We start from the raw sequence: 23,414 nt of genomic DNA on the forward strand, positions 1-23,414 counted from the left end.
CCGGCTCGAACAAAGCAGACGGCCCGAAGCGGTTTACCGAGCCTGTTTCATGAAGATGTTCTTGAGGTCGCTCAAGGTGGCGGCTTTCGTGGCCGGGCTTTGGGCTGTCGGCTGCATTGATACTACGCGTGCCAACGCTGACGAGTTGGTGCACTTTGAAAGCGCGGCCGTGAAGCCGACGCCGTTTCAGGAGCGCATTGCGCAACAGACGGGCGAGCGCTCCAGGCCATTCCTGGCACGCCATTGAATGGGTATCTGACGCGACCGCCGGGTGAGGGGCCGTTCCCGGCGGTCGTCGTTCTCCATGGATGTTCGGGCCTATTCCCAACTGTAGAGAAAACCTGGTCGCAGCGATTGTCTTCCTGGGGTTACGTCGTACTCGTTGTCGACAGCTTCAGCACTCGCGGTATTCGCGAGACGTGTGATCACGGCCTGCTCGCCGATGGCAGCCTGTTTGCTGATCGCGTTTATGACGCCTACGGCGCCTTGGAGTTCCTGTCGAAATTGAGTTTCGTCGACCCGCAGCGCACAGCGTTGATGGGGTTCTCCGCCGGTGGGATCGCAACGCTCGCGGCCGTGCACCTTGGCGGCGCCGAGCGGCTGATGGATCGCAAGTTCAAGGCAGCTGTCGCTTACTATCCGAATTGTTCGGCTACGAATGGCGACGTGGCGGTCCCGACATTGATCCTGATCGGCGAGCTCGACGATTGGACCCCCGCCAAAAATTGCCGGGAAATGATGGCGCAGCGCAGCGGCAAGGGCAGCGCCTTGCAGCTTGATGTCTTCAAGGGCGCTCGCCACGCCTTTGCCTCCCCGTCATTCAAGACGGGCACCGAGCAGTATGGCCACCGGGTGGAGTACAACGCAGCTGCGGCCGAAAAATCGGCAAGCGACGTCCACACGTTTTTGAAGCAGGCCTTCAGCGGATAACAGCCATAGCCCTGATCATCCGATCTCAGCGCTGCGCTTCGGTCGCCATCTTCAAAGCCAGCGCCGTCAGCACCGTGCCCATCATCCAGCGCTGGACGACCAGCCAGAACGGCCGTCCGGCGAGGAAGGTGGCGATCGAGCCCGCCGTCACCGCGATGATGGCGTTGACGGTCAGGCTGATCGAGATCTGCGTCACGCCGAGCACCAGAAGCTGCGACAGCACATGGCCCTTGGCCGGGTTGATGAACTGCGGCAAGAGCGACAGATAGAGCACCGCCACCTTCGGATTGAGCAGGTTGGTCATCAGCCCCATGACGAACAGCTTGCGCGGCCTGTCCTTCGGCAGCTCGCGCACCTGGAATGGCGAGCGGCCGCCGGGCCTTAGCGCCTGCCAGGCGAGCCACAGCAGGTAGAGCGCGCCGGCAAAGCGCAGCGCGTCATAGGCATAAGGCACGGCGAAGATCAGCGCGGTGATGCCAAAGGCCGCGGACACCACATAGAACAGGAAGCCCAGCGCCACGCCGCCCAGCGAGATCAGCCCGGCCCTCGGCCCTTGCGACAGCGAGCGCGAGATCAGATAGATCATGTTCGGGCCGGGTGTGAGCACCATGCCGAGGCAGATCAGCGCGAAGGTCAGATGGTTGGCGGCGTCGGGCATGGCTTGATCTCCAGCACCTGCGGCAGAGAAGGTCCGATGCCGGCGGGTACGGACATGTGCCTTGTGCCGCGCACGAGCGCAAGGGACTTGCCGGCGCCGTTCGTTGCGCCAGGGCGGGCAGTGCCGCAGGCTTTGGCAGCCTTTCTACTCACCGACGATCGAGGCTGCCGGACGAGGCGAGGTTATAGGATCGGCATGACGAAGGACGATCTTCCACGCGCCTTTCTCCCGCCGAAATATAGTGGTGGTTCGAAGTGCGATCGGAACCAGCTTGTCGCTGCCGCCGACCTTGGATCGGACCCGCTCGATCTCGATGATGTAACCCAAGTCGGTCGTTGCGTACTCGGAAATTCGGTCGAAGCCGATAATCTCTCCGTCTCGGTAGTTGGTAGCGGCACGGTCCATCGTTTCGGCAGCCTTCTTCCATCCTTTTGCCGGCGGGCCGAATGGATTGGCGATGACGACGTCATCCCGTTGTGAGAAGAGACTTTTCAATGGTTCGGGATTGCCCTTGACGAAGGCATCCAGGGCTAAATGATCCTGCTCGATCAGTTTCGCGAGGTCTGACAGCATCTCAGCATCCTCCGATGAAGGGGAAAGAGAATACTATCTGAAATCAAGCCCCTGATCCTGCCTTTTCGCTTCTTGGCGCGCCGGCGTCAGTTTATGTCCCTTACCCCACCACGCGCAAATTCGATAGCTCGTTCGCGATCTCCTTGAAATTGTCGGACAGCGTCGCGCCGGTTGCATTCCAGAAAAGCTTGGCGGGCTTGCTGGGGTCGGCGGGATCCTTGCGGAAGCGGGAGTCGGATGAGCAGGTCTTCAGGGCGTCCATCGCCTGCTTGTCGCCGGCGTCGGTCGCGGACATGTCGAGCGCAACCGTCATTACCATGATGTTGGCCGCCTTGGCGTGGTCGCAGAGCTTGGCCATCTGCTCGTTGAGCGCGTTGGTGTAGTTGCCCGAGGAATAGTTGAACTGGCCGATGTCGCTGGAGGTGCCGCCGAACAGGCGGGTGACCGAGGTGCCTTTGTAGCCGACGCCGGTATAGCCGTAGGCGGCATAGGTCGATTTGTTGCCGGCCGGATCGGAGTTCACCGTCGAATAGGTGTTCTCGCCGTCGGTGAGCACGATGACAACCTTGTCGTTGCCGCGTTCGGTCTCCGGCCGCCCTTCGGTGAAGGGCGCCGTGCTGGACACGGTGCGCCAGCCCCAGGCCATGCCTTCCGGCACGTTGGTGTTGCCGTTGGGCTGCATCAGGTCGACAGCCGCCTTGATGGTCGCCAGCCCGTCCGCGGTGGTGACGTCGGTGAGCGGCGTGACCGGCGTCGTGGTGCAGCTGTAGTTCGGACCGGCGCCCGTTGCCAGCACCGGCGCATTGATCGGCCGCGGCATGAAATACTTGGCCATATTGGATTGGCGCGTCTTGCCGGTGGTGCTCGACGGATCGTCGTTCCACCAGCTGTTGGCAGCCCCGTAGGTCACCGGGTTCGGCTCGTCGGGATCTTGCGTCACCTTCCAGTGGTTGCCGGGTTCGTCGGGCGCGAACATCGGCACGAACATTGTCGCCGGGTCGCCGACCCCGATGCCGGTATTGTTCGGCCCGCCGGACGCAGGCGTATCGTCGACATTGTAAGGGTAGGGACGCACTTCGACGCAGCCCTGCCAGCTCGCGAAGGGGCCATAGGTGTCGTTGTAGTCGTATTCGTTATGGCTGCGCTTGCAGGTGTTGTTGGACCGGTACTCGTCGCAGACGACGCGCTTGCTGCCGACGATGCGCTCGTGGCTGGTGACCACCTTCATGTCGCGATAGAGCGAAAAGCGGGTCAGCGCCTGGCCTTCCTCGGTCCCCCAGCCGGTGCCGTTCTTGTACCAGATGCCGTTGATCTTCTGGGCGTGCTTATCGGCGGCGTTGAGCGTCGACCAGTCGAAATTCTCGTTGGCGACAGGCGACAGCCCGTAGACATCCATCCAGGAGGCGTTGTCGTTGTCCGGTCCGACATTGACCGAAGCCGCGAAGGGCACCAGGCTGAACTGGACCGGCTTGTCGATCTGCTTGATCTGCGCCGCCTGCTGCGCAAGCGTGTCGACCAACTGCTTGGCGGCCTGTTTGAGCAGGTCGATGCGCTTCTGCCCCGTGCCGGATCCTTTCGTCGACATCGAGCCCGAATTGTCGAGCACCATCGCCACTTCCAGTGTGTTCTTCAAGCGCACCTGTGACTTCATCTCGAGCTCAACGGGCTTTTTCGCGGCGACTTCGTCGACGCCGACGAGCATTGCCGAAGCCGGATAGAAATAGGGATGGTAGGTAAGCGTGGCGCTCATTGTCAGCAAGCCGCCGCCGGCCTGGCTGGTGGGCAGGGTGATGTTGAGCGCTACGTCCGCGGGGTCGATGGTGTTGAGGTTGGCGTCGAAGAAGTCGACGGCATAGGCCTTGATCTGGTCGTCGGTGGCGCCTTCCGCCAACCGCCTTGCGGCGGCAAAATTCGCCGCATCGAGCGCGTTGAGCACCATCTGTTTCTGACGGTTGAGTTCGGTGAAGTCGACCGCGAGTGCGAGGGCGCCCATCAGCGGCACCATGGCGATCGCCGTCACCAGGGCATAATTGCCACGCCGGTCGCGGCAAAAGCGAAGCCAGAATTCGCGCATCTTCGGCAAGCGGTTGCTCTTTCGGATCAACTGACGATGCGCAGGTTCGACAATTCGTTGCCGATCGCCTTGAAGTCGTCCGAAAGCGTGGCGCCGGTCGAGTTCCAGAATAGCTTCGCCGGCTTGCTCGGGTCGGCCGGGTCCCTGCGGAAGCGGGAGTCGGAAGCGCAAGCCTTCAGCGCAGCCATCGCCTTCTTCTCGTCCGCCTTGGTGTCGACCAGGTCGAGCGAGACCGTCATCACCATGATCCCGGCCGCCTTGGCGTTGGCGCACAGCGTCTGCATCTGTTCGTCCAGCGCGGCGGTGTAGTTGCCGTCCGTATAGGTGGTCTTAGGCACCGCGGTGCTCGTATTCATGAACAGGCGCGTGACGCTTGCCAGTGCGGAATTGACTTTGCCTGTATAGCCATAGGCCGCATAGGTGGAACGGTTGTTGGCGTAACTGCCATCGCTGATTGCGCTGTAGGTATTGGCGCCGTCGGTCAGCACGATTACGACCTTGTCGTTGCCCTTTTCGTTGTTTGGCCGACCTTCGGTGAAGGGCTCGTTGCTTGAGACTGTCCGCCAGCCCCAGGCGAGCCCCTCGGGTACGTTCGTATTGCCAGTTGGCGCCATAGCATTGATGGCGTCAGTCAGTTGCTGCTTCTGCGCACTCACCGTGACGTCCTTGAGGGGCGTGATTGGACTGGTGGTGCAGGCTGCGTTCGGGCCGTCACCAGCACCGGCCGAAGTCGAACCGTAAGGCTTCACCAGAAAGTACTTCCGCATGTCCGATTGCCGCTGAACAGCGGTTGGGTTTAATGAATAGGGCCAGTCTGCCCACCAATTGTTCTCGTAGCCGTAGCTCAAGCTGTTGACATCGTTCGTGCCGTCGCGGTTGAAGTCGCGCCACAGCGTGCCGGGTTCGTCCGGAGCGAACATGGGCACAAAGAGCGTCGCAGGATTGGACGTGGTCGGCGTCGTGTCGTCGTCGTTGTAGGGATAAGGCCTCGCTTCGACGCACCCCTGCCAACTCGCATAGCGGCTGGTGGTGTAGACATATTGCGGGTCAGTCCAATGTCCGTCGGTGCATTTGCCCTTTTTGTTGTACGCGTCGCAGATGTACTGCTTTGAGTTCGGCACCTCTTCGCGACCCGATTCCACGGTCATGTCGGCATAAAGGCTGAAGCGGGTCAGCGGCTCACCCTTGGTATCGCCCCAACCGTCACCGCGTTTGTACCAGGCGCCATTGACCTTCTCGGCGTACTTGTTCGGATCGTTGGCGGCGCTCATCGTCGTCCAGTCGAAATTCTCGTGCTGGACCGGGGAGATACCATCTTGATCCATCCAGCTGTCGCCGTCATGCGTCGGCCCGACATTGACCGAGGCAGAGAACGGAACCAGCGAGAACTGCACTGGCTTGGAGATCTGCTTCATCTGCTGGGCCTGCAGCGCCAGCGTGTCGACCAACTGCTTGGCGGCGGCTTTTAGCAGGTCAATACGCTTCTGCCCGGTTCCCGAGCCCAGGGTCGACATCGATCCGGAATTATCCAGCACGAGCGCCACTTCCAGCGTGTTCTTAAGTCGGATTTCCGACCTCGCCGAAACATTGACTACGTGGTCGCCCGCAGTCCCGCCGAGCAGCATCGCCGCCGCCGGCAGGAAATAGGGGTGATATTTCAGGGACGCCTCCAGGACCAGGGTGCCGCCGCCGGCATTGTTGTTGGGCAGCGTGACGGTCAGCGTCGTGTTGGCCGGAGACACGTGCCTGAGATTGGCCTCGAAGAACTGCTTGGCGTAGGCCTTCGCGTCCGCGTCGCTCGCTCCGCTGACGATCTGTTGCGCTGTCGCGACCCCAGCAGCATCTAGGGCGTTGAGCGTCTCCTGCTTCTCTCTAACCAGTTCCGTAAAATCGACGGCCAGTGCCACGGCACCCATCAGCGGCACCATCGTGATGACTGTCAACAGGGCGTAGTTGCCCCGCTTGTCGCCTATAAATCTGCCGATCATTGCGCTCAGCCCCCGCAAAAGACCCATACCGGTATACGACCATGGCCCTAGTTCGGTGCTACCATGGTCATAGATCCTTAAATTTCAGCTTGCCCGAAACGTTCAAGCACGCACCGCCATTTTGACGGCGTGTTAACCCTGCGCTTCCGAACGGGCGTGGTCGCGGCTCGTCCCGGCGGCGATGGCGAAAGCTGGTGACAGGATGGAGCGCTTCGGTTATGCGGGACCGGCCGTGGCGGCCTCCGAACCAAAAGGATGGCTGTCGCGGCTTTGCCTAGACCAGTCTCAGGATAACGGCATGGCGGACTCGCCAAACATCATCGCTTCGCTCACCGATCTGACGGAAAACTACGCGGCCATCCTGTGCGACGTGTGGGGCGTGGTGCACAATGGCGAATGGCACTTCACCGTCGCCGCGGAGGCGCTTGCCCGGGCGCGCGCGGCAAAAGTGCCGGTGGTGCTGATCACCAATTCGCCGCGGCGCAGCGCCGACGTCGTCGCGCAGATGCATGCGATCGGCGTTCCGGCTGAAGCCTACGACCGTGTCGTCACCTCGGGCGACGTCACGCGCGACTTGATCGCCGAGGGTCCGAGAAAGATCTTCCACATCGGGCCCGAGCGCGACTTCACCCTCTATGACGGCTTGGACGTCGAAATCGTGGAGGAATTCGAAGCCTCCGGCGTCGTCTGCACCGGGTTCTACGACGACGAGGTGGAGAAGCCCGCCGAATACGCGGAACTGCTGCAGCGGCTGCGTGCCCGCAATCTGCCCTTCATCTGCGCCAATCCCGACATCCTGGTCGAGCGCGGCGAGCGCACCATCTGGTGCGCCGGCGCGCTGGCGCGCGACTACGCGCAGCTTGGCGGCCGCACGCTGATCGCCGGCAAGCCCTTCGCGCCGATCTACAACCTCGCCATGAAGGAGGTCGCCGGGCTGCTCGGCCACGCGGTCGAGCGCAAACAGGTTCTCGCCATCGGCGATGGCATGATGACCGACGTCAAGGGTGCCGCCGACAACGGGTTCGACGTGCTCTATGTCTCGGGCGGGATTCACGCCCGCGACTATGGCGACCCGCTGCGGCCGGATCCCGAAAGGCTGGCGGGATTCCTAGCAACGTACGGATATCGGCCGGCCGCCGTCATCCCGCGGCTGCAATAGGCGCCGGACCATGACGGGCGCCCCGACATCACGCAGGTCGACATGACGCACGATTTCGAACGCATTTCGGCGGTCACGCCGTTGCCCGGGCATCTGCGCGGCGGCGTCGTGGCGATCGGCAATTTCGACGGCGTCCACCGCGGCCATCTGTCGGTGCTGGAGCGGGCGCTGGCCGAAGCCGGCCGCCGCGGCGTGCCGGCCCTGGTGCTTACCTTCGAGCCGCATCCGCGCAAGGTGTTCAGACCGGACGTGCCGCTCTTCGTACTGACGCCGCCGCCGATGAAGGCGCGGCTCCTGGCCAGGCTCGGCTTTGCCGCCCTCGTCGAGCAGCCGTTCACGCGCGACTTCGCCTCGCTCTCGGCCGAGGCATTCGTGACCGATGTGCTGGAAAACAGGCTGGGCGTCAGCCATGCCGTCACCGGTTTCGACTTCCACTTCGGCAAGGACCGCCAGGGCGGCCCGGCCTTCCTGATGGCGGCAGGCGAGCGCCACGGCTTCGGCGTCACGCTGGTCGACGCCTTCCGCGACGAGGGTGCCGAGGTGGTCTCGTCCAGCCGCATCCGCGCCCTGCTTTGCGAAGGCAAGGTCGAGGAAGCAGCCGGCCTGCTCGGCTATCGCTTCACCGTCGAGAGCGAGGTGATCGGCGGCCAGCAGCTCGGCCGCACGCTTGGCTTTCCAACCGCCAATATGAAACTTTCGCCGGAAGCCACTCTGAAGGAAGGCATTTACGCCGTCCGCTTGCGCCGCGCCGATGGCACGCTCCATGACGGCGTCGCCAGCTTCGGCCGCCGTCCGACCGTCGACGATAATGGCGCGCCGCTGCTCGAAACCTATGTCTTCGACTTCTCCGGCGATCTCTACGGCGAGATCTGCCAGGTGTCGTTCTTCAGCTATCTGCGCCCCGAGCTCAAATTCGATGGGCTCGATGCGCTGGTCGTGCAGATGAAGCGCGACGAGGCCGAGGCGAGGGCGCTGCTTGCAGGTGTGCGTCCGCTATCGGAGCTGGACGCCGCCATCTGTTGCTGAGGTCTGGCAGGCGCGGTGGCGAAGAGAAGCGTCAGAGCGCCTGCGTCCGGCTAGCAGATTGCAAACCTTGGCGATTGGCGAAACGCCCTCTCATGTCGTCATCCCAGGGTCTTCGCGACGGAGCTTCGCTCCTGCTTCGCCCTGGGATGACGATCTTAGGCAGGCTTCGGCCGATCGCGAAGGTCGAGTTCCCTACCGCTTGAGCGCCAGCCCGGTGGCAATGAAGCTCCAGCCTTGGAAGACCAGGTCGACGGCCAGGAACATGCCGAGCACCCACAGGCTGTTGACCGGCCAGCCCATGGCGATGATCAGGCCAAGCAGGATGGTGATGATCGCGGCTGCCAGCAGCCATCCCCAGCCTTGCTCCGGCCGGTGGTTCCAGGCGACCCAGGCCCTCAGCAGCCCGGAAGCAATGAGGGCGACGGCGAGCAGAAACGTCAACACCGCCGAGGCGAGCAGTGGGTTGTAGAACGCGAAAAAGCCGGCGACGGCATAGAGCAGGCCACTGAGCAACCAGTAGAAGAAGCGCCCCCAGGTCTTGACGCCGAAAGCGTGGATGATCTCGATGACGCCCGCCATCAGCATCAGCCAGCCGACGACATAGACCGAAGCGACGGTGGCGATGAAGAGATTGCCGAAGGCGATGCCGCCGAAAATCAGCAGCAGCACGCCGAGCGCCACGAACCATCCCCATTTGTCGCGCGTGCGTCCGATCGCGTCTTCCAGGGTATTGCCTTGCAAGCTCATGGCTTCGTCTCCCTGCAGAGTTCGCCGCGCATCCTGCGGTTGAAGGAAGGTAATCCCGATGTGATCACCCGTCCAGCGCGGTGGCTATTGCCAAGATGCACCGAAGCTGGTGTCATTTGACTTTGCGCAATGGAGGTACGGCGATGAAGCGATCCTATGGGCTCGCCCTGTTTTCCTCGGCTCTCGCCCTGTCCACTGTCGCTTCGCCTCCCGCCTTCGCGGCGCAGCCCGGCGATCCGCCGGACGGCATCGCCAAGATAGAGACGGTGGTCGTCATCTTCGCCGAGAACCGCGCCTTCGATAATCTCTTTGGCCATTTTCCGGGTGCCGAGGGCATCGACAAGGCGAGCAAGGAAAGCTTGCAGCAGCGCGACCGTGACGGCTCGGTCCTGTCAGAGCTGCCGCCGGTCTGGGACGGGCTGACCGCCAAGGGCGTCACGCCGCCGGTGACGCAGGCAATGACCGAGCACCTTCCGAACGAACCGTTCACGGTGAACGACCCGAAAGGGTTCAACGTGCCGCTCAGCGTCGTGACGCATGATCTGTGGCATCGCTTTTACCAGAACCAGATGCAGATCAACGGTGGCAAGAACGACATGTTCGTCGCCTGGGCCGATTCAGGCGCCATGCCGATGAGCAACTGGGACGCCTCCAAGACCGATATGTGGGCCATTGCGCAAAAATACGTGCTCGCTGACCATTTCTTCATGGGCGGCTTCGGCGGCTCCTTCTTCAATCACCAGTGGCTGATCTGCGCCTGCGCGCCGTACTACGCGAATGCCGACAAGAGCCCGGCCAAGCCGTCGATCGCGGTGACGGACGCCAGCGGCACAGCGCTGAAGATCGCCGACAATTCGCCGAAATCGGCGCGCGACGGGATTCCGAAATTCGTCTCCGACGGCAACCTGACGCCGGATTTCTACGCGGTGAACACCATGCAGCCGCCATACCAGCCGAGCGGCAACGATCCGGCGCCCGGCGGCGATCGGCTGCTCGCGGATCCTAGCAAGCCCACCACGCTGCCGCCGCAGACGGAACCGACCATCGGCGACATGCTCAGCCTCAAGCACATAAGCTGGGCGTGGTATTCCGGAGCCTGGCAGTACACGCTCGACCACGGCAACAAAACACCGATCCCGAACTTCCAATATCATCATCAGCCGTTCAACTATTACGCCAATTACGCTCCGGGCACCGAGGCCAGGCGCGAACATCTGCGCGACGCCGGGTTGGCTGGCGCGAGCTTCATCCAGGCCATCGACGACGGCGCCCTGCCGCAGGTCTCTTTCTATAAGCCGCAGGGCAATCTCAACGAGCACTCCGGCTATGCCGACATCCAGGCCGGCGACCGCCATATCGCCGACGTCGTGGCTCATCTGGAAAAGAGCCCGCAATGGCCGCACATGCTGGTCGTCGTCACCTATGATGAGAACGGCGGCATCTGGGATCACGCCGCACCGCCCAAGGGCGACCGCTGGGGACCGGGCACGCGCATTCCCGCGATCATCATTTCGCCCTTCGCCAAGCACGGCTATGTCGATCATACGCCTTATGACACGACGTCGATCCTGCGCTTCATCACCGAGCGTTTCGAATTGCCGGTCCTGCACGGCATCGTGGTTCGCGATAAGGCCGTGGCCGCGCATGGCGAGCCGCCGCTCGGCGATCTTACCGGCGGGCTCGACCTGAATTGAGGGCGCGTTTTCGGAGGACCAACATGGACGCCGACCGGATCGTCGCGCTGGTCACGGCTGCCGGCATCGAGCTCACCGACCGCCGCCGCAACGCCAAAGGTGATGGTTGGTCGCTTAGCTTCTCCAGCGGCGCCACCGTTGAGGTGGGTGACGACGGATCGGCACGCGTCGCGGGGAAGGGCTCGAAGGCCGTGGCCAAGCTGCTGGACATGTCGCACGCGCCGCGCGGCAGCTAAGCCGGGCGGCCGATCTCCATGCTGGCGGTCCGCGCCGTCTCTGTTACGGATCTTAAGTCAAAATTTACCGCACTGACGCCATGCCTTCTGCGCTGCCCGGTGTTCCTGCCGGCCTGTTTCGCGTAAGGGTTGACGATGCGTATTGTCGGGACGATTCCGCTGGTTCTCGCCTCTGGCCTGATGGCCGTCACCTCTGCCCAGGCCGGCGAGGGGAGCTGGATTTCCGGCGACTGGTACCTGACGCTCGGCGCCACCGGTCTCGTTGCCCCGAATTTCGAGGGTGGCAAGAAATATATGCTGAGCGCCCAGCCCATCATCTCGCTCGGCAAGGCAGGCCCCGAGGCGCGTTTCACCTCGCGCAACGACAACATCTCGCTGGCGCTGATCGATGACGGCAGCGTGCGCGCCGGCTTGACCGGCAAGTTCCTGTTCTCGCGTTCCAGCAAGGACGAATTGCAAGGCCTTGATCCGGTGCGCTGGGGCGGCGAGGTCGGCGGCTTCTTCGAATTCTATCCGCTGGATTGGGTGCGGGCCCGGGCGGAGCTCAGACACGGCATCCGCTCCCACAACGGTTTCGTCGCCGACATCGCGGCCGACGCCTTCTACGACGTCACCCCGACCGTCCGCATATCCGGCGGCCCCCGTGTCTCCTTCGCCTCGGCCGGCTATTTCGACGCCTATTACGGCGTCAACGCCACGGAAGCTGCGGCCTCGGGCCTCAGCGAATACCATCCGGGCGGCGGGCTGAAGTCGACCGGGCTCGGCGGCGCGATCACCTGGAAAGTGACCGAGCCGATGACGGCCAGCGTCTTCACCGAATATTCGCGCCTGATGGGGCCGGCGGCCGCGTCCAGCCTGGTCAAGGAGCGCGGCGACCGCGATCAGTGGACCGTTGGCGTGTCGACCACCTACCGTTTCAATTTCTCGATGTAAGTCAAAATACCGGCGCTTTGGCTTGAAATCCGCGCTTTATTCCTGCCGCGGCATCCGCTAAAAGCCACGCCATGACGAGCTTTTCGCGCCTTTTTGCGATCGCGATACGAATTACGGGCCCGGTGTTCCGGGCGGCCTGAGCGCCGCCGGAGCCGCCGGGACTTTTGCGCGCGGCCCCCTCGCGCTTTTTCCAGATCATGATAGTTCAACGCCCGAGCTATTTTGCCAACGGGCAATGCACATGGCAGACCAATGACCGACACCCCCGTGACCGATACTGCTGAAACCATCGACTATTCCAAAACGCTTTACCTGCCGCAGACCAATTTCCCGATGCGCGCCGGCCTGCCCGAGAAGGAGCCCGGCCTGGTCAGGCGCTGGCAGGACATGGAGCTTTACCGCAAGCTGCGCGATGAAGCCGCCGGTCGAGAGAAATTCGTGCTGCATGACGGCCCGCCCTACGCCAACGGCAACATCCATATCGGCCACGCCCTCAACAAGATCCTTAAGGACGTCATCAACCGCTCCTTCCAGATGCGCGGCTACGACGCCAATTACGTGCCGGGCTGGGACTGCCACGGCCTGCCGATCGAGTGGAAGATCGAGGAACAGTACCGGGCCAAGGGCAAGAACAAGGACGAGGTGCCGGTCAACGAGTTCCGCAGGGAATGCCGCGATTTCGCCGCGCATTGGATCAAGGTGCAGGGCGACGAGTTCCAGCGGCTCGGCGTCATCGGAGATTTCGACAATCCCTATACGACCATGGCCTATCACGCCGAAGCGCGGATTGCCGGCGAGCTTTTGAAATTCGCCATGTCCGGCCAGCTCTATCGCGGCTCGAAGCCGGTGATGTGGAGCGTGGTCGAGCGCACCGCGCTCGCCGAGGCCGAGGTCGAATACCAGGACTATGAGAGCGACACGATCTGGGCGAAGTTCCCGGTGGCGAGCCTTGCCCGGCCGGTCGACGCCGCCGATGCCGCGCCGGCGCTGAATGGGACGGCACTCGACCTGCTGGAGGCGCATGTCGTCATCTGGACGACGACGCCCTGGACGCTGCCCGGCAATCGCGCTGTCAGCTTTTCGCCGCGCGTCGCCTATGGCCTCTACGAAGTGACCGCGGCCGAGAACAGCTTCGGGCCGCAGCCCGGCGAGAAGCTGATCTTCGCCGACGCGCTGGCGGAGGACGCCGCTTCCAAAGCCAAGGTCACCTTGAACCGGCTTCACAACGTCTCCCCTGAACAGCTTGCAAGTCTTACGCTTTCGCATCCTTTCAGAGGACTGGGCGGCGGCTACGAGTTCCCCGTGCCGATGATTGCCGGCGAGCATGTCACCGACGATGCCGGCACCGGCTTCGTGCACACCGCGCCCAGCCACGGCCGCGAGGACTTCGATGCCTGGACGGATGCGGTGGCCGAACTCATCAAGCGCGGCGTTGACACCTCGATCCCGTTCCCGGTCGACGATGCCGGCTTCTTCACCAAGGACGCGCCGGGCTTCGGCCCGGACCGCGAGGGCGGCCCCGCGCGCGTCATCGACGACAACGGCAAGAAGGGCAACGCGAACCAGGCGGTGATCGAGGAGCTGATCAAGCGCACCGCGCTGTTCGCGCGCGGCCGGCTGAAGCACAGCTATCCGCATTCCTGGCGCTCGAAGAAGCCCGTCATCTTCCGCAACACGCCGCAATGGTTCGTCTATATGGACAAGGACCTCGGCGACGGCACGACGCTGCGCAGCCGCGCGCTGCAGGCGATCGACGACACGCGCTTCGTGCCGGCGGCCGGCCAGAACCGCATCCGCGCCATGATCGAGGAGCGCCCCGACTGGGTTCTGTCGCGCCAGCGTGCCTGGGGCGTGCCGATCGCCGTCTTCGCCGATGCCGACGGCAATGTGCTGAAGGACGAGGCGGTCAACCAGCGCATCATGGACGCCTTCGAGCAGGAGGGCGCCGACGCCTGGTTCGCGCCGGGCGCCAAGGAGCGCTTCCTCGGCAACCACGACGCCTCGAAATGGCATCAGGTGACGGACATCCTCGACGTCTGGTTCGATTCCGGCTCGACGCATGTCTTCACGCTGGAGGATCGGCCCGACCTCAAATGGCCGGCCGACGTCTATCTCGAAGGCTCCGACCAGCATCGCGGCTGGTTCCACTCCTCGCTGCTCGAAAGCTGCGGGACGAGAGGCAGGGCGCCTTACGAGGCGGTCATCACCCATGGCTTCACCATGGACGAGGAAGGCCGCAAGATGTCGAAGTCGCTCGGCAACACGGTCGTGCCGCAGGACGTGATAAAGCAGTCCGGCGCCGATATCCTGCGGCTCTGGGTGGTGACGACCGACTACTGGGAAGACCAGCGGCTCGGCAAGAACGTGCTGCAGACCAATATCGATGCCTACCGCAAGCTGAGGAACACCATTCGCTGGATGCTGGGCACGCTCGCCCATGACGATGGCGAGGACGTGCCGCTGGACAAGATGCCGGAGCTGGAGCGGCTGATGCTGCACCGGCTGTCCGAACTCGACGAGGCGGTGCGCCAGGGCTACGACGCCTTCGAGTTCAAGCGCATCACCCGCGCGCTGCTCGACTACATGGTGGTGGAGCTTTCGGCCTTCTATTTCGACATCCGCAAGGACGCGCTCTACTGCGACGCGCCGTCCAGCCTGCGCCGCAAGGCGGCAGTGCAGGTCGTGCGCCATCTCTTCGAATGCCTGGTGAAGTGGCTGGCACCGATGCTGCCTTTCACGATGGAAGAGGCCTGGCTCGACCGTCACCCCGAAGCCGCCTCGGTACATCTCGACCAGTTCCCGGCCATTCCGGATAACTGGAGGAACGAGGCGCTGGCCGAGAAATGGCGCAAGGTCCGGCAGGTGCGCCGCGTCGTCACCGGCGCGCTCGAGATCGCGCGCGCCGATAAACTGATCGGCTCCTCGCTGGAAGCCGTGCCGGTGGTCACCATCGACGATGCGGCGCTGGAAGCAGCCATCGCCGATGTCGACATGGCCGAGATGGCGATCACCAGCGATCTGGTCATCAGCCATGGCAAGGCGCCGCAAGGCGCTTTCACGCTGGATGACGTCAAGGGCGTCGCGGTCGTCGTCGAGAAGGCCGAGGATCGCGGTCTGGTCAAATGCGCGCGCTCCTGGCGCTACACGGCCGATGTCGGGCAGGATCCGGAATTTCGCGATGTCTCGGCCCGCGATGCTGCCGTGCTGCGTGAACTGAGGGCGCTCGGGCGTTTGTAGGTGCATGTCGCCCAAAAGTGTGCAGCGGTTTTGGGCTAGCGATTTGCACCCATCAAATAAGTGCAAAAGTGCCACGCCGGGCGGCGCAAATTCGCCCGCGCGTTGCCCTAGACAAGCGGTTGAGGTAAACACGCGACACTCCGGCAGACAAATTGTCGCCGGATTTCCATCGCAAACGCGGGGAAGAAGGGGACCGCGCCCCTGTGGCCGGTGGCGACCGAAAGGCTTTAAAGTGGGACTTTTTGGCATGACCGAAAGAACGTTTGCGCGCGCCGCGCTGCTGGCGCCGCTTGTGGCATCGGCCATGGCTATGTCGGGCTGCGTCGGCTCTCCGACCTACGGAACCGACAAGACCGCCGCCGAGCAACTCGCCGACGACGTTTCGGGCGCCGTCGCGATCACGCCGAAGCGCCGCGATCCTATCGACTATAAGCCGCGCCCGGACCTGGTGAAGCCCGCGCCGGGACAGAAGGAAACTCTGCCGCCACCGCAGGAAAGCATCCAGACGGCGAGCGCCGACTGGCCCGAATCGCCCGAGGCGCGCCGCGCCCGCATTCGCGCCGACGCGACCGCCCACCAGAACGACCCGAACTACCAGCCGGAAGCGGTCGAGGACGTTCAGACCGACCCGGTGGCGGTGAAGAAGGCTTTGGCCGATTCTGCATCCAGCCATCCGCCGCGCTGGTCGCCGGACGATTCCAGCGCGACCCGAACCGCCGAGATCCAGCGCCGCCTAGCGGAGCAGAAGCAGGGCAATCCCAATGTCCGCAAGTATTTGAGCGAGCCGCCGCTTGCCTATCGTCAGGCCGCCGACACCGCGCCGCAAAACGAGCTCGGCGAGGACGAGTACAAGAAGGAGCGCCGGCTCAAGGCGCAGGCGGAAGGCAAGAAGGGCGGCGGCTGGTTTGACTGGCTGGGGCTGTAAGTAGCGAATAGCGAATAGCGAATAGGTCTCTGTTGCTCACTACTCACGACCTGCTTCTTTGCTACTCACTGCTTGCGTCAACCATTCACCATTCACTGCCATTCCGCCTCTCGCGAAAGAACTCCTTCAGGATGAGGGCCGCTTCGCTTTCGCCCAAGCCGGAATAGACGTCCGGCGCGTGGTGGCAGGTGGGCGCGGCGAAGAAGCGCACGCCGTTGACCACCGCCCCGCCCTTCGCGTCGGCGGCGCCGAAATAGAGCCGGCGGAGTCTCGCGAACGAGATGGCGCCGGCGCACATGGCGCAGGGCTCCAGCGTCACATAGAGATCGTGACCGGTAAGCCGCTCGCTGGCGAGTTGCCGGCAGGCTTCGCGGATCGCCAGCATCTCGGCATGCGCAGTCGGATCGGCGAGCTCGCGCGTGCGGTTGCCGGCCTTGGCCACGACAATGTTGCCGTTGGCGATCACCGCGCCGACCGGCACTTCGCCCCGGCTTGCGGCCGCTTCGGCTTCCTTGAGCGCCAAAGCCATGAAATCCGGCCGCTTCACGCGCTTTGCATTCCGATTACTCCTCGCCACCCGACGGTGATCCTGTTATCTAGCGCGTGACCCTGAAAACCGGAATCGGTTTTTGCCGCGCTGCTGCATGCGCAAATCAAGATGACACTGCCTGCATAACGCGTCCGACCTGGCGCGTGCGCCGCGGCAGTCCAAGAAGAGCAAGATCCATATGGACGACGACAAGAAATCATCACGCAAAGGGCCGGGCAAAGGCGGATCGAAACCGACGCCGCGCGGCGACAAGCCGTTCCGCCAGGGAGCGCGTTCGCAGGGCAAGCCCTTCGAGAAGCGCGATGGCGCGCGCAAGCCTTACACGCAGCGTGACGACAGGCCGATGGCCGCCGATGGCGAGCGCCCCGCGCGCGATTTCAAGCGCAGCTCCAAGCCGCGCGCCGTCGAGGGCGCGGAACGCGGAGAACGACCGTTCCGCAAAGGACCGCGCCCCGAGGGAAAGCCGTTCGAAAAGCGCGATGGCGCCCGCAAGCCCTATACGCCACGTGGCGATCGGCCAGCGGCCGCGGAAGGCGAGCGCCGCGATTTCAAACGCAGCTACAAGCCTCGTGACGGGGGCGAAGGTGGAGAGCGTGGCGAACGACCGTTCCGCAAAGGTCCGCCGCGCGACGGCAAACCCTTCGACAAGCGCGAAGGCCGCAAGCCCTACACGCCGCGCGGCGACCGGCCGATGGCCGCCGAAGGCGAACGCGCCGAACGGCGCTTCGATCGCCCCAAGCGCGAGTTCGGCGATCGGCCCAAGCGGGATTTCGGCGATCGGCCCAAGCGCGACTTGGCCGACCGGCCGCAGCGCGAAGACGGAGGCGACTTCGCGCAGCGCCCGAAGCGGGATTTCGCCGATCGAGCGCCGCGCGACAGCGCCGCGAGAAAGCCGGAAGGCGGCTTCAAGCCGCGCCCGCGGCCCTCGGAAGCAGCGCCGGAGGCCGGCGAGCGCATCGCCAAGCGGCTGGCGCGCGCCGGCATCGCCTCGCGCCGCGACGCCGAGGAACTGATCGCCGCCGGCCGCGTCAAGGTCAACGGCAAGGTGCTGTCGTCGCCGGCCTTCAACGTCATGCCCGACGACGTCATCCATCTCGACGGCACGGAGATCCCGCCGATCGAGCGCACAAGGCTGTTCCTGTTCCACAAGCCGGCAGGCGTGGTCACCACCAACCGCGATCCGGAAGGCCGCAAGACCGTCTTCGACGTGCTGCCGGCCGATCTGCCGCGGCTGATGACCGTCGGCCGCCTCGACATCAACACCGAAGGGCTGCTGCTGCTGACCAATGACGGCGGGCTGTCGCGGGTGCTCGAACTGCCGGCCACCGGCTGGCTGCGGCGCTATCGCGTGCGCGTCCACGGCAAGGTCGAGGAGAGCAAGCTCACCGCCTTGCGCGACGGCATTGCCGTCGACGGCGTCTTCTACGGCTCGGTCGAGGCCTCGCTCGACCGCGAGCAGGGCAGCAATGCCTGGCTGACGATCGGCCTGCGCGAAGGCAAGAACCGCGAGGTCAAGAACATCCTCGGCGCGTTGGGGCTGGAGGTGACGCGGCTGATCCGCATCTCCTACGGGCCGTTCCAGCTCAACGAGCTGCCCGAGGGCCACGTGCTGGAAATCAAGGGCCGCACGCTGCGCGAGCAGCTCGGCGAGCGGCTGGTTGAAGAGTCCGGCGCCAATTTCGACGCCGAGATCCAAAAACCGTTCTCCAACAAGCCGGTGCGACGCAGCGAGCCGCGCCGCGATGAGGACGAGCGGCCGAAATTCACGCGCGAGGGCGACCGCCGGCCGATCGGCGAGGGCGGGCTGATCAAGGCCCGCAAGCGCCGTGAGGGCAGCCGCGACGAGGCGCTGAGCAAGCTTTCGACGAAGCCCGAGCGAGCCTTCGGCGAACGCGGTCCCCAGTCTCGCTTCGACAAGTCTGGCTTCGACAAATCCGAGCGCGGCTTCGGCAAGTCCGAGCGGGGCTTCGGCGGCAAGGCCGGCGGCAAGAAAGGCGAACCGCGGCCGATCGAACCGCCCGGCCAGCGCAAGGCCAATGTCTGGATGGCGCCGGGCGCGCGTCCCATCGGCAAAGGCAGGGCGGAGGCCGACGCCGCGAAGGCCGCGGAAGCGAAGGCGCGGAAGGCGTCGTTCGGGCCGGGCGGCAAGGGCAAGCCGTTCGGCAAGCCAAGAGACGATCGGCCGGAGGAAAGCGGCGGCGAACGGCCGCGCGGTCCGAAGGGGCCGAGGGGTGGCAATGCGGATCGTCGGCGGTGAGTTTCGCGGGCGTCCGCTGGCGACGCCGCGTTCCAATGCCATCCGTCCGACCACCGATCGCACCCGCGAGGCGGTGTTCAACGTGCTTGCGCATCGCTATGCCGAAAAGCTCGAAGGGGGCCGTGTGCTCGATCTCTTCGCCGGCACCGGCGCGCTCGGGCTGGAGGCGCTGTCGCGCGGCGCCTCCTACTGCGTCTTCATCGAGGAATCGGCGGAAGGGCGCGGGCTGATCCGCGACAATGTCGAGGCCTTCGGGCTCACCGGCCGGACCAAAATCTTCCGCCGCGACGCGACCCATTTGGGCGAAGCCGGCACGCTGTCGCCTTTCGGCCTGGTCTTTGCCGACCCGCCCTATGGCAAGGGCCTCGGCGAGCGGGCGCTGCGCTCGGCAAAGGCCGGCGGCTGGCTCCTGCCCGGCGCGCTCTGGGTGGTCGAGGAGGCGGCGTCCGCGCCGTTCGAACCGGGCGCCGGTTTTTCCGTGGTGGACGAGCGCGGCTATGGCGACACGGTGATCCGGTTTATCGAGGTGGGGTGAGGGGCACGTCCCTTCTCCCGCAAGGGAAAAGGAAATGACGCACGCGCCTCGAAAATGACGAACAAATCACTTTGCCTCGCCATGGAACCTTTTCTATCGTCGCGCGACCGAAACCGGAGCATTTGATGACATTGAACACCAGAGGCCTGCGCGCAGCATTCCTTGCCGGCGCGCTGGCGTTCGCGGCGCAGGCTCCGGCACGCGCCGCCGACGAAGCCGCGGTCAAGGATTTCCTGCTCGAGAACGGCCTGGAAGTCGTCGTCATTCCGGACCATCGCGCCCCGATCGTCACTCATATGGTATGGTACAAGATCGGCAGCGCCGACGAGCCGCCCGGCAAATCCGGCATCGCGCATTTCTTTGAGCATCTGATGTTCAAGGCTACGAGCAACCACGCAGCCGGCGAGTTCGACCGCGCCGTGGCCGACATCGGCGGCTCGAACAACGCCTTCACCTCCTACGACTACACCGTCTTCCATGAGACGGTGCCGCCTTCGGCGCTCGAGGAGATGATGGGGTTCGAGGCCGACCGCATGCGCAACCTCGTCCTCACCGACGATGTCATCAAGACCGAGCGCGACGTTATCCTGGAAGAGCGCCGCTCGCGCATCGACAACGATCCGCAGGCAGTGCTGGACGAGGAGGTCGACGCGACGCTCTGGCAGAACCAGCCCTACCGCATTCCGGTGATCGGCTGGATGCAGGAGATGGAGCAATTGAACCGCGAGGATGCCAAGGCGTTCTACGACACCTACTACCGGCCGAACAACGCCGTGGTGATCGTCGCCGGCGACGTCGATCCGGACGCGGTGAAGGCAATGGCCGAAAGGACTTACGGAAAGGTGGCGCGCGGGCCGGACCTGCGGCCGCGCATCCGCCCGGTCGAGCCGGAGCAGAACACCAAGCGCACCGTGACGCTGACCGATGCGCGCGTCTCGGTGCCGAGCTTTTCCACGCAATGGGTAGTCCCGTCCTATCACACCGCCAAGCCCGGCGAGGCGGAGGCGCTCGATCTCCTGGCCGAAATCCTGGGCGGCGACAACCGCAGCCGCCTCTACCAGCAGCTGGTGGTGAAGCAGGGCATCGCCTCCGGGACCGGCGCGTTCTTTCAGGGCACCATGCTCGACGCCACCAACTTCACCGTCTATGGCTCGCCGCGCGGCGACGCCAAGCTTTCCGATGTCGAAGCGGCGGTCGATGCCGAGGTCGCGCGCATTGCCAAGGACGGCGTGACCGGTGACGAGCTGGAGCGGGCCAAGACCCGCTATGTCCGTTCGATGGTCTTTGCTCGCGACAAGCAGGACGACATGGCCAATATGTACGGCTCGACGCTCGCCACCGGCGGCAACGTGAAGGATGTCGAGGAATGGCCCGACCGCATCCGGAAGGTCACTGCCGCAGAGGTCAAGGCCGCGGCCGCCCGCTACCTGGTGCTCGACCGCTCGACGACCGGCTATCTCCTGCCGCAACAACAGGCGGGGAATTGATGATGAGCATGGAACGCGGACGAATGGGCGCTTCTTCCCTTCTCCCCTTGTGGGGTCCGAAGGACGGGGCGAGACCCGTGGCTCGCCCCCGGGCGGTGGACGCGAAGCGGCCGGATGAGGGGCGCCCCAGCTGGGCGATATGCTCCTCCGTCTCGGCGCTGTGCGCCGATCCACCTTCTCCCACAAGGGGAGAAGGGGGGGTCTACCGTATCGTCGCAACCCTCTGCTTTGCCCTATTCTTCCTGCTCTTGCCGGCGCTGGCCGCCCACGCGGAGATGAACATCCAGGAGGTGAAGTCGAAGAAAGGCATCACCGCCTGGCTGGTCGAAGACCATTCGATCCCGCTGGTTGCCATCCGCTTCGTCTTCGACGGCGGCACCGCGCAGGACCCCGCCGGCAAGGAAGGTCTGGTCAATCTGATGAGCGGCCTTTTCGACGAGGGCGCCGGCGACCTCGACAGCGAGGCCTTCCAGTCGAAGCTGGACGATGCCGGGGCCGAGATGAGTTTTCAGGCGGCACGCGACGGCCTTTATGGCTCGATGCGCATGCTGTCCGACCAGAAGGACGAGGCGTTCGGCCTGCTGAAGCTGGCGGTGAACAGCCCGCGCTTCGACCAGGCGCCGATCGACCGCATCCGCGCCCAGATGCTCTCGGGCATTCTCGCCAACGAGCGCGACCCCAACACGATCGCCCAGCAGCGCTGGCTGCGCGCGATCTATGGCAAGCATCCCTATGCGCGGCCGGATGAGGGGACGAAGGAGAGCCTGGCCACCATAACGGCCGCCGACATCAAGGCCTTTCGCAAAGCGAGTTTCGCGCGCGCCGGCCTGCATGTGGCGGTGGTGGGCGACATCGACGCCGCCACGCTCTCCGGCAAGCTGGACGAGGTGTTCGGCGACCTGCCGCAGACGCAGATGCTGGCCCAGGTGGCGGACGTGTCGCTGAAGCTCGGCCAGCAGCTGGAAGTGAACTACGACCTGCCCCAGACCTCGCTGCAGCTTGCCTGGCCCGGCGTCAAACGGAGCGATCCCGATTTTTACGCGGCCGTGCTGATGAACGAGATCCTCGGCGGCTCGACTTTCACGTCGCGGCTTTACGAGGAGGTGCGCGAGAAGCGCGGCCTTGCCTATAGCGTCAGCTCCGATCTCGTCGATCACGAGCATTCCAACGCGCTGCTGGTCACGACGGCGACGCGTTCCGACCGCGCCGCCGAGACGCTCGCCATTGTGCGTCAGGTGGTGAAGGAGATGGCCGAGAACGGCCCGACCGAGGGGGAGCTCGCGGCGACCAAGAAATACATGATCGGCGCCTACGCCATCAATAATCTCGACTCCTCCAGTTCCATTGCCGCGACGCTGGTCGAGCTGCAGCTCGACGATCTCGGCATCGACTACATCAAGCGCCGCGCCGCGCTGATCGATGCGGTGACGCTTGCAGACGTCAAGGCGGCGGCAAGGAAGCTTCTGTCGGCCGACCCGGCGATAATGGTGATCGGACCGCCGCTGGTGCAGGTGGCGGGAGCCCGCAAGGGATGAGCCCGACCTTCGCGGTTGCCTTCGGCGGCGGCGGCGCGCGCGGGCTGGCGCATATTCACGCCGTCGAGGCGTTGGACGAGCTAGGGATCAAACCGGTGGCGATCGCCGGCTCCTCGATCGGCGCCATCATGGGCGCCGGCATGGCCGCCGGCATGCGAGGGGCGGAGATCCACGAGTACAGCCGCTTGATCCTCGGCAGCCGCGCCGAGGTGGCCGCACGCATGTGGCGCTCGCGGCCGGGCACGATCGCCGAGGCCATGCAGGGCGGCATCCGCGTCGGCCAGTTCAATATCGAGCGTATCCTGAAGGCCTTCCTGCCTGACGCCATTCCGGCGACCTTCGAAGAGCTGAAGATTCCGCTCAAGGTGACGGCGACCGACTATTTCGGCCACAAGCTCGCGGTGTTCTCGCAGGGCGATTTGCAATCGGCGCTGGCGGCCTCGGCCGCAATTCCGGCGGTGTTCCGCCCGGTGACGCGCGACGGCCGGTTGCTGATCGACGGCGGCATCTACAACCCGGTGCCCTTCGACCTGGTCGAGAAGGCTGCCGACATCATTATCGCCATCGACGTGGTCGGGGCGCCGAGCGACGTCGAACGCAAGCATCCGACAACGGTCGACCTGATGTATGGCGCCACGCAGCTGATGATGCAGTCGATCATCGCCAACAAGCTGCGGCAGCATCCGCCGGATATTCTTATCCGCCCGGCCGTCTCGAAATACCGCGTGCTCGATTTCCTGAAGATCGAGACGCTGATGGCCGACACCGTCGAGATCAAGGACGAGCTGAAGCGCGCCGTCGAGAGGGCGGTCGCCGAGCGCGGCGGCAAGCTCGGCAAGGCGGTGTGAGAGGTAGGACAGGCTTGATCCG

General features: G+C 64.5%; 21 protein-coding genes. 14 read left to right on the forward strand and 7 right to left on the reverse strand.

Translation table 11 applies throughout. The features are described from left to right. Nucleotides 1-49: 49 nt before the first annotated feature. Nucleotides 50-247 carry a hypothetical protein gene (locus CK215_RS31775; protein ID WP_245418686.1) on the forward strand — a complete coding sequence of 66 codons (198 nt, stop codon included), beginning with the start codon at nt 50-52 and terminating at the stop codon, nt 245-247. Next, the gene (locus CK215_RS14920; protein ID WP_245418687.1) at nt 244-930 is read left to right on the forward strand and encodes a dienelactone hydrolase family protein; all 687 of its coding nucleotides are present in this window, start codon (nt 244-246) and stop codon (nt 928-930) included. The genes CK215_RS31775 and CK215_RS14920 overlap by 4 nt, the downstream gene beginning before the upstream one ends. Nucleotides 931-955: 25 nt before the next feature. On the opposite strand, the gene CK215_RS14925 is transcribed toward CK215_RS14920, so the two are convergent. The 4 genes from CK215_RS14925 to CK215_RS14940 form a co-directional block, all read right to left on the reverse strand. Then, on the reverse strand, nt 956-1,588 hold the full coding sequence (locus tag CK215_RS14925) for a LysE family translocator (protein ID WP_095778371.1): 633 nt from the start codon (nt 1,586-1,588) through the stop codon (nt 956-958). Between the two features lie 144 nt (nt 1,589-1,732). Then, on the reverse strand, nt 1,733-2,161 hold the full coding sequence (locus CK215_RS14930; protein WP_066996626.1) for a DUF4440 domain-containing protein: 429 nt from the start codon (nt 2,159-2,161) through the stop codon (nt 1,733-1,735). Between the two features lie 100 nt (nt 2,162-2,261). Beyond that, on the reverse strand, nt 2,262-4,235 hold the full coding sequence (locus CK215_RS14935; RefSeq protein WP_170950316.1) for a pilus assembly protein TadG-related protein: 1,974 nt from the start codon (nt 4,233-4,235) through the stop codon (nt 2,262-2,264). Between the two features lie 26 nt (nt 4,236-4,261). Then, nucleotides 4,262-6,223, reverse strand: coding sequence for a TadE/TadG family type IV pilus assembly protein (locus CK215_RS14940; RefSeq protein WP_066996631.1), 1,962 nt, complete (start codon nt 6,221-6,223; stop codon nt 4,262-4,264). Between the two features lie 298 nt (nt 6,224-6,521). On the opposite strand from CK215_RS14940, the gene CK215_RS14945 reads away from it, so the two are divergent. Further along, nucleotides 6,522-7,382: a TIGR01459 family HAD-type hydrolase gene (locus CK215_RS14945; RefSeq protein WP_095831366.1), complete on the forward strand. Its 861-nt coding sequence runs from the start codon at nt 6,522-6,524 to the stop codon at nt 7,380-7,382. Nucleotides 7,383-7,424: 42 nt separating this feature from the next. Then, nucleotides 7,425-8,408: a bifunctional riboflavin kinase/FAD synthetase gene (locus CK215_RS14950; protein WP_066996636.1), complete on the forward strand. Its 984-nt coding sequence runs from the start codon at nt 7,425-7,427 to the stop codon at nt 8,406-8,408. Between the two features lie 192 nt (nt 8,409-8,600). Here CK215_RS14950 and CK215_RS14955 read toward each other — a convergent pair whose 3' ends face one another. Continuing rightward, complete coding sequence (locus tag CK215_RS14955; RefSeq protein WP_095831367.1) at nt 8,601-9,155, reverse strand: HdeD family acid-resistance protein; 555 nt, start codon at nt 9,153-9,155, stop codon at nt 8,601-8,603. A 143-nt stretch (nt 9,156-9,298) separates the two neighbouring features. Here CK215_RS14955 and CK215_RS14960 point away from each other — a divergent pair, with 143 nt between their 5' ends. From CK215_RS14960 to CK215_RS14970, 3 genes are all read left to right on the forward strand, one after another. Then, nucleotides 9,299-10,849, forward strand: coding sequence for an acid phosphatase (locus tag CK215_RS14960; protein WP_245418688.1), 1,551 nt, complete (start codon nt 9,299-9,301; stop codon nt 10,847-10,849). 23 nt (nt 10,850-10,872) lie between these two features. Beyond that, nucleotides 10,873-11,085 carry a hypothetical protein gene (locus CK215_RS14965; protein ID WP_066996644.1) on the forward strand — a complete coding sequence of 71 codons (213 nt, stop codon included), beginning with the start codon at nt 10,873-10,875 and terminating at the stop codon, nt 11,083-11,085. A gap of 135 nt (nt 11,086-11,220) precedes the next feature. Beyond that, the gene (locus tag CK215_RS14970; protein ID WP_095831369.1) at nt 11,221-12,018 is read left to right on the forward strand and encodes a MipA/OmpV family protein; all 798 of its coding nucleotides are present in this window, start codon (nt 11,221-11,223) and stop codon (nt 12,016-12,018) included. A gap of 1 nt (nt 12,019) precedes the next feature. Here the strand turns inward: CK215_RS14970 and CK215_RS14975 are convergent, their stop codons facing one another. Beyond that, nucleotides 12,020-12,217 (reverse strand): hypothetical protein, encoded by a 198-nt coding sequence (locus CK215_RS14975; protein WP_066996650.1) that lies wholly within the window; start codon nt 12,215-12,217, stop codon nt 12,020-12,022. Between the two features lie 53 nt (nt 12,218-12,270). Here CK215_RS14975 and ileS point away from each other — a divergent pair, with 53 nt between their 5' ends. Together ileS and CK215_RS14985 are read left to right on the forward strand one after the other, a co-directional pair. Beyond that, the gene (gene ileS / locus CK215_RS14980) at nt 12,271-15,255 is read left to right on the forward strand and encodes an isoleucine--tRNA ligase (protein WP_170950308.1); all 2,985 of its coding nucleotides are present in this window, start codon (nt 12,271-12,273) and stop codon (nt 15,253-15,255) included. Between the two features lie 247 nt (nt 15,256-15,502). After that, nucleotides 15,503-16,180: a hypothetical protein gene (locus CK215_RS14985; RefSeq protein ID WP_082980518.1), complete on the forward strand. Its 678-nt coding sequence runs from the start codon at nt 15,503-15,505 to the stop codon at nt 16,178-16,180. Nucleotides 16,181-16,265: 85 nt separating this feature from the next. Here CK215_RS14985 and CK215_RS14990 read toward each other — a convergent pair whose 3' ends face one another. After that, nucleotides 16,266-16,727: a nucleoside deaminase gene (locus CK215_RS14990; protein WP_095831370.1), complete on the reverse strand. Its 462-nt coding sequence runs from the start codon at nt 16,725-16,727 to the stop codon at nt 16,266-16,268. A gap of 181 nt (nt 16,728-16,908) precedes the next feature. Between CK215_RS14990 and CK215_RS14995 the strand changes: the two genes are divergently transcribed. From CK215_RS14995 to CK215_RS15015, 5 genes are all read left to right on the forward strand, one after another. Beyond that, on the forward strand, nt 16,909-18,987 hold the full coding sequence (locus CK215_RS14995; RefSeq protein ID WP_095831371.1) for a pseudouridine synthase: 2,079 nt from the start codon (nt 16,909-16,911) through the stop codon (nt 18,985-18,987). Continuing rightward, nucleotides 18,968-19,522 (forward strand): 16S rRNA (guanine(966)-N(2))-methyltransferase RsmD, encoded by a 555-nt coding sequence (gene rsmD, locus CK215_RS15000; RefSeq protein ID WP_095831372.1) that lies wholly within the window; start codon nt 18,968-18,970, stop codon nt 19,520-19,522. Before CK215_RS14995 ends, rsmD begins: the two co-directional genes overlap by 20 nt. Nucleotides 19,523-19,647: 125 nt before the next feature. Continuing rightward, nucleotides 19,648-21,009, forward strand: a complete 1,362-nt coding sequence (locus CK215_RS15005) for a pitrilysin family protein (protein WP_095831373.1) — start codon at nt 19,648-19,650, stop codon at nt 21,007-21,009. A gap of 209 nt (nt 21,010-21,218) precedes the next feature. Next, nucleotides 21,219-22,544, forward strand: coding sequence for a pitrilysin family protein (locus CK215_RS15010; protein WP_245418699.1), 1,326 nt, complete (start codon nt 21,219-21,221; stop codon nt 22,542-22,544). Next, nucleotides 22,541-23,392 (forward strand): patatin-like phospholipase family protein, encoded by an 852-nt coding sequence (locus CK215_RS15015; RefSeq protein ID WP_095831375.1) that lies wholly within the window; start codon nt 22,541-22,543, stop codon nt 23,390-23,392. Before CK215_RS15010 ends, CK215_RS15015 begins: the two co-directional genes overlap by 4 nt. The last annotated feature ends 22 nt before the right edge of the window (nt 23,393-23,414 follow it).

This window comes from Mesorhizobium sp. WSM3864, from assembly GCF_002294955.1.
Taxonomy (GTDB): domain Bacteria; phylum Pseudomonadota; class Alphaproteobacteria; order Rhizobiales; family Rhizobiaceae; genus Mesorhizobium.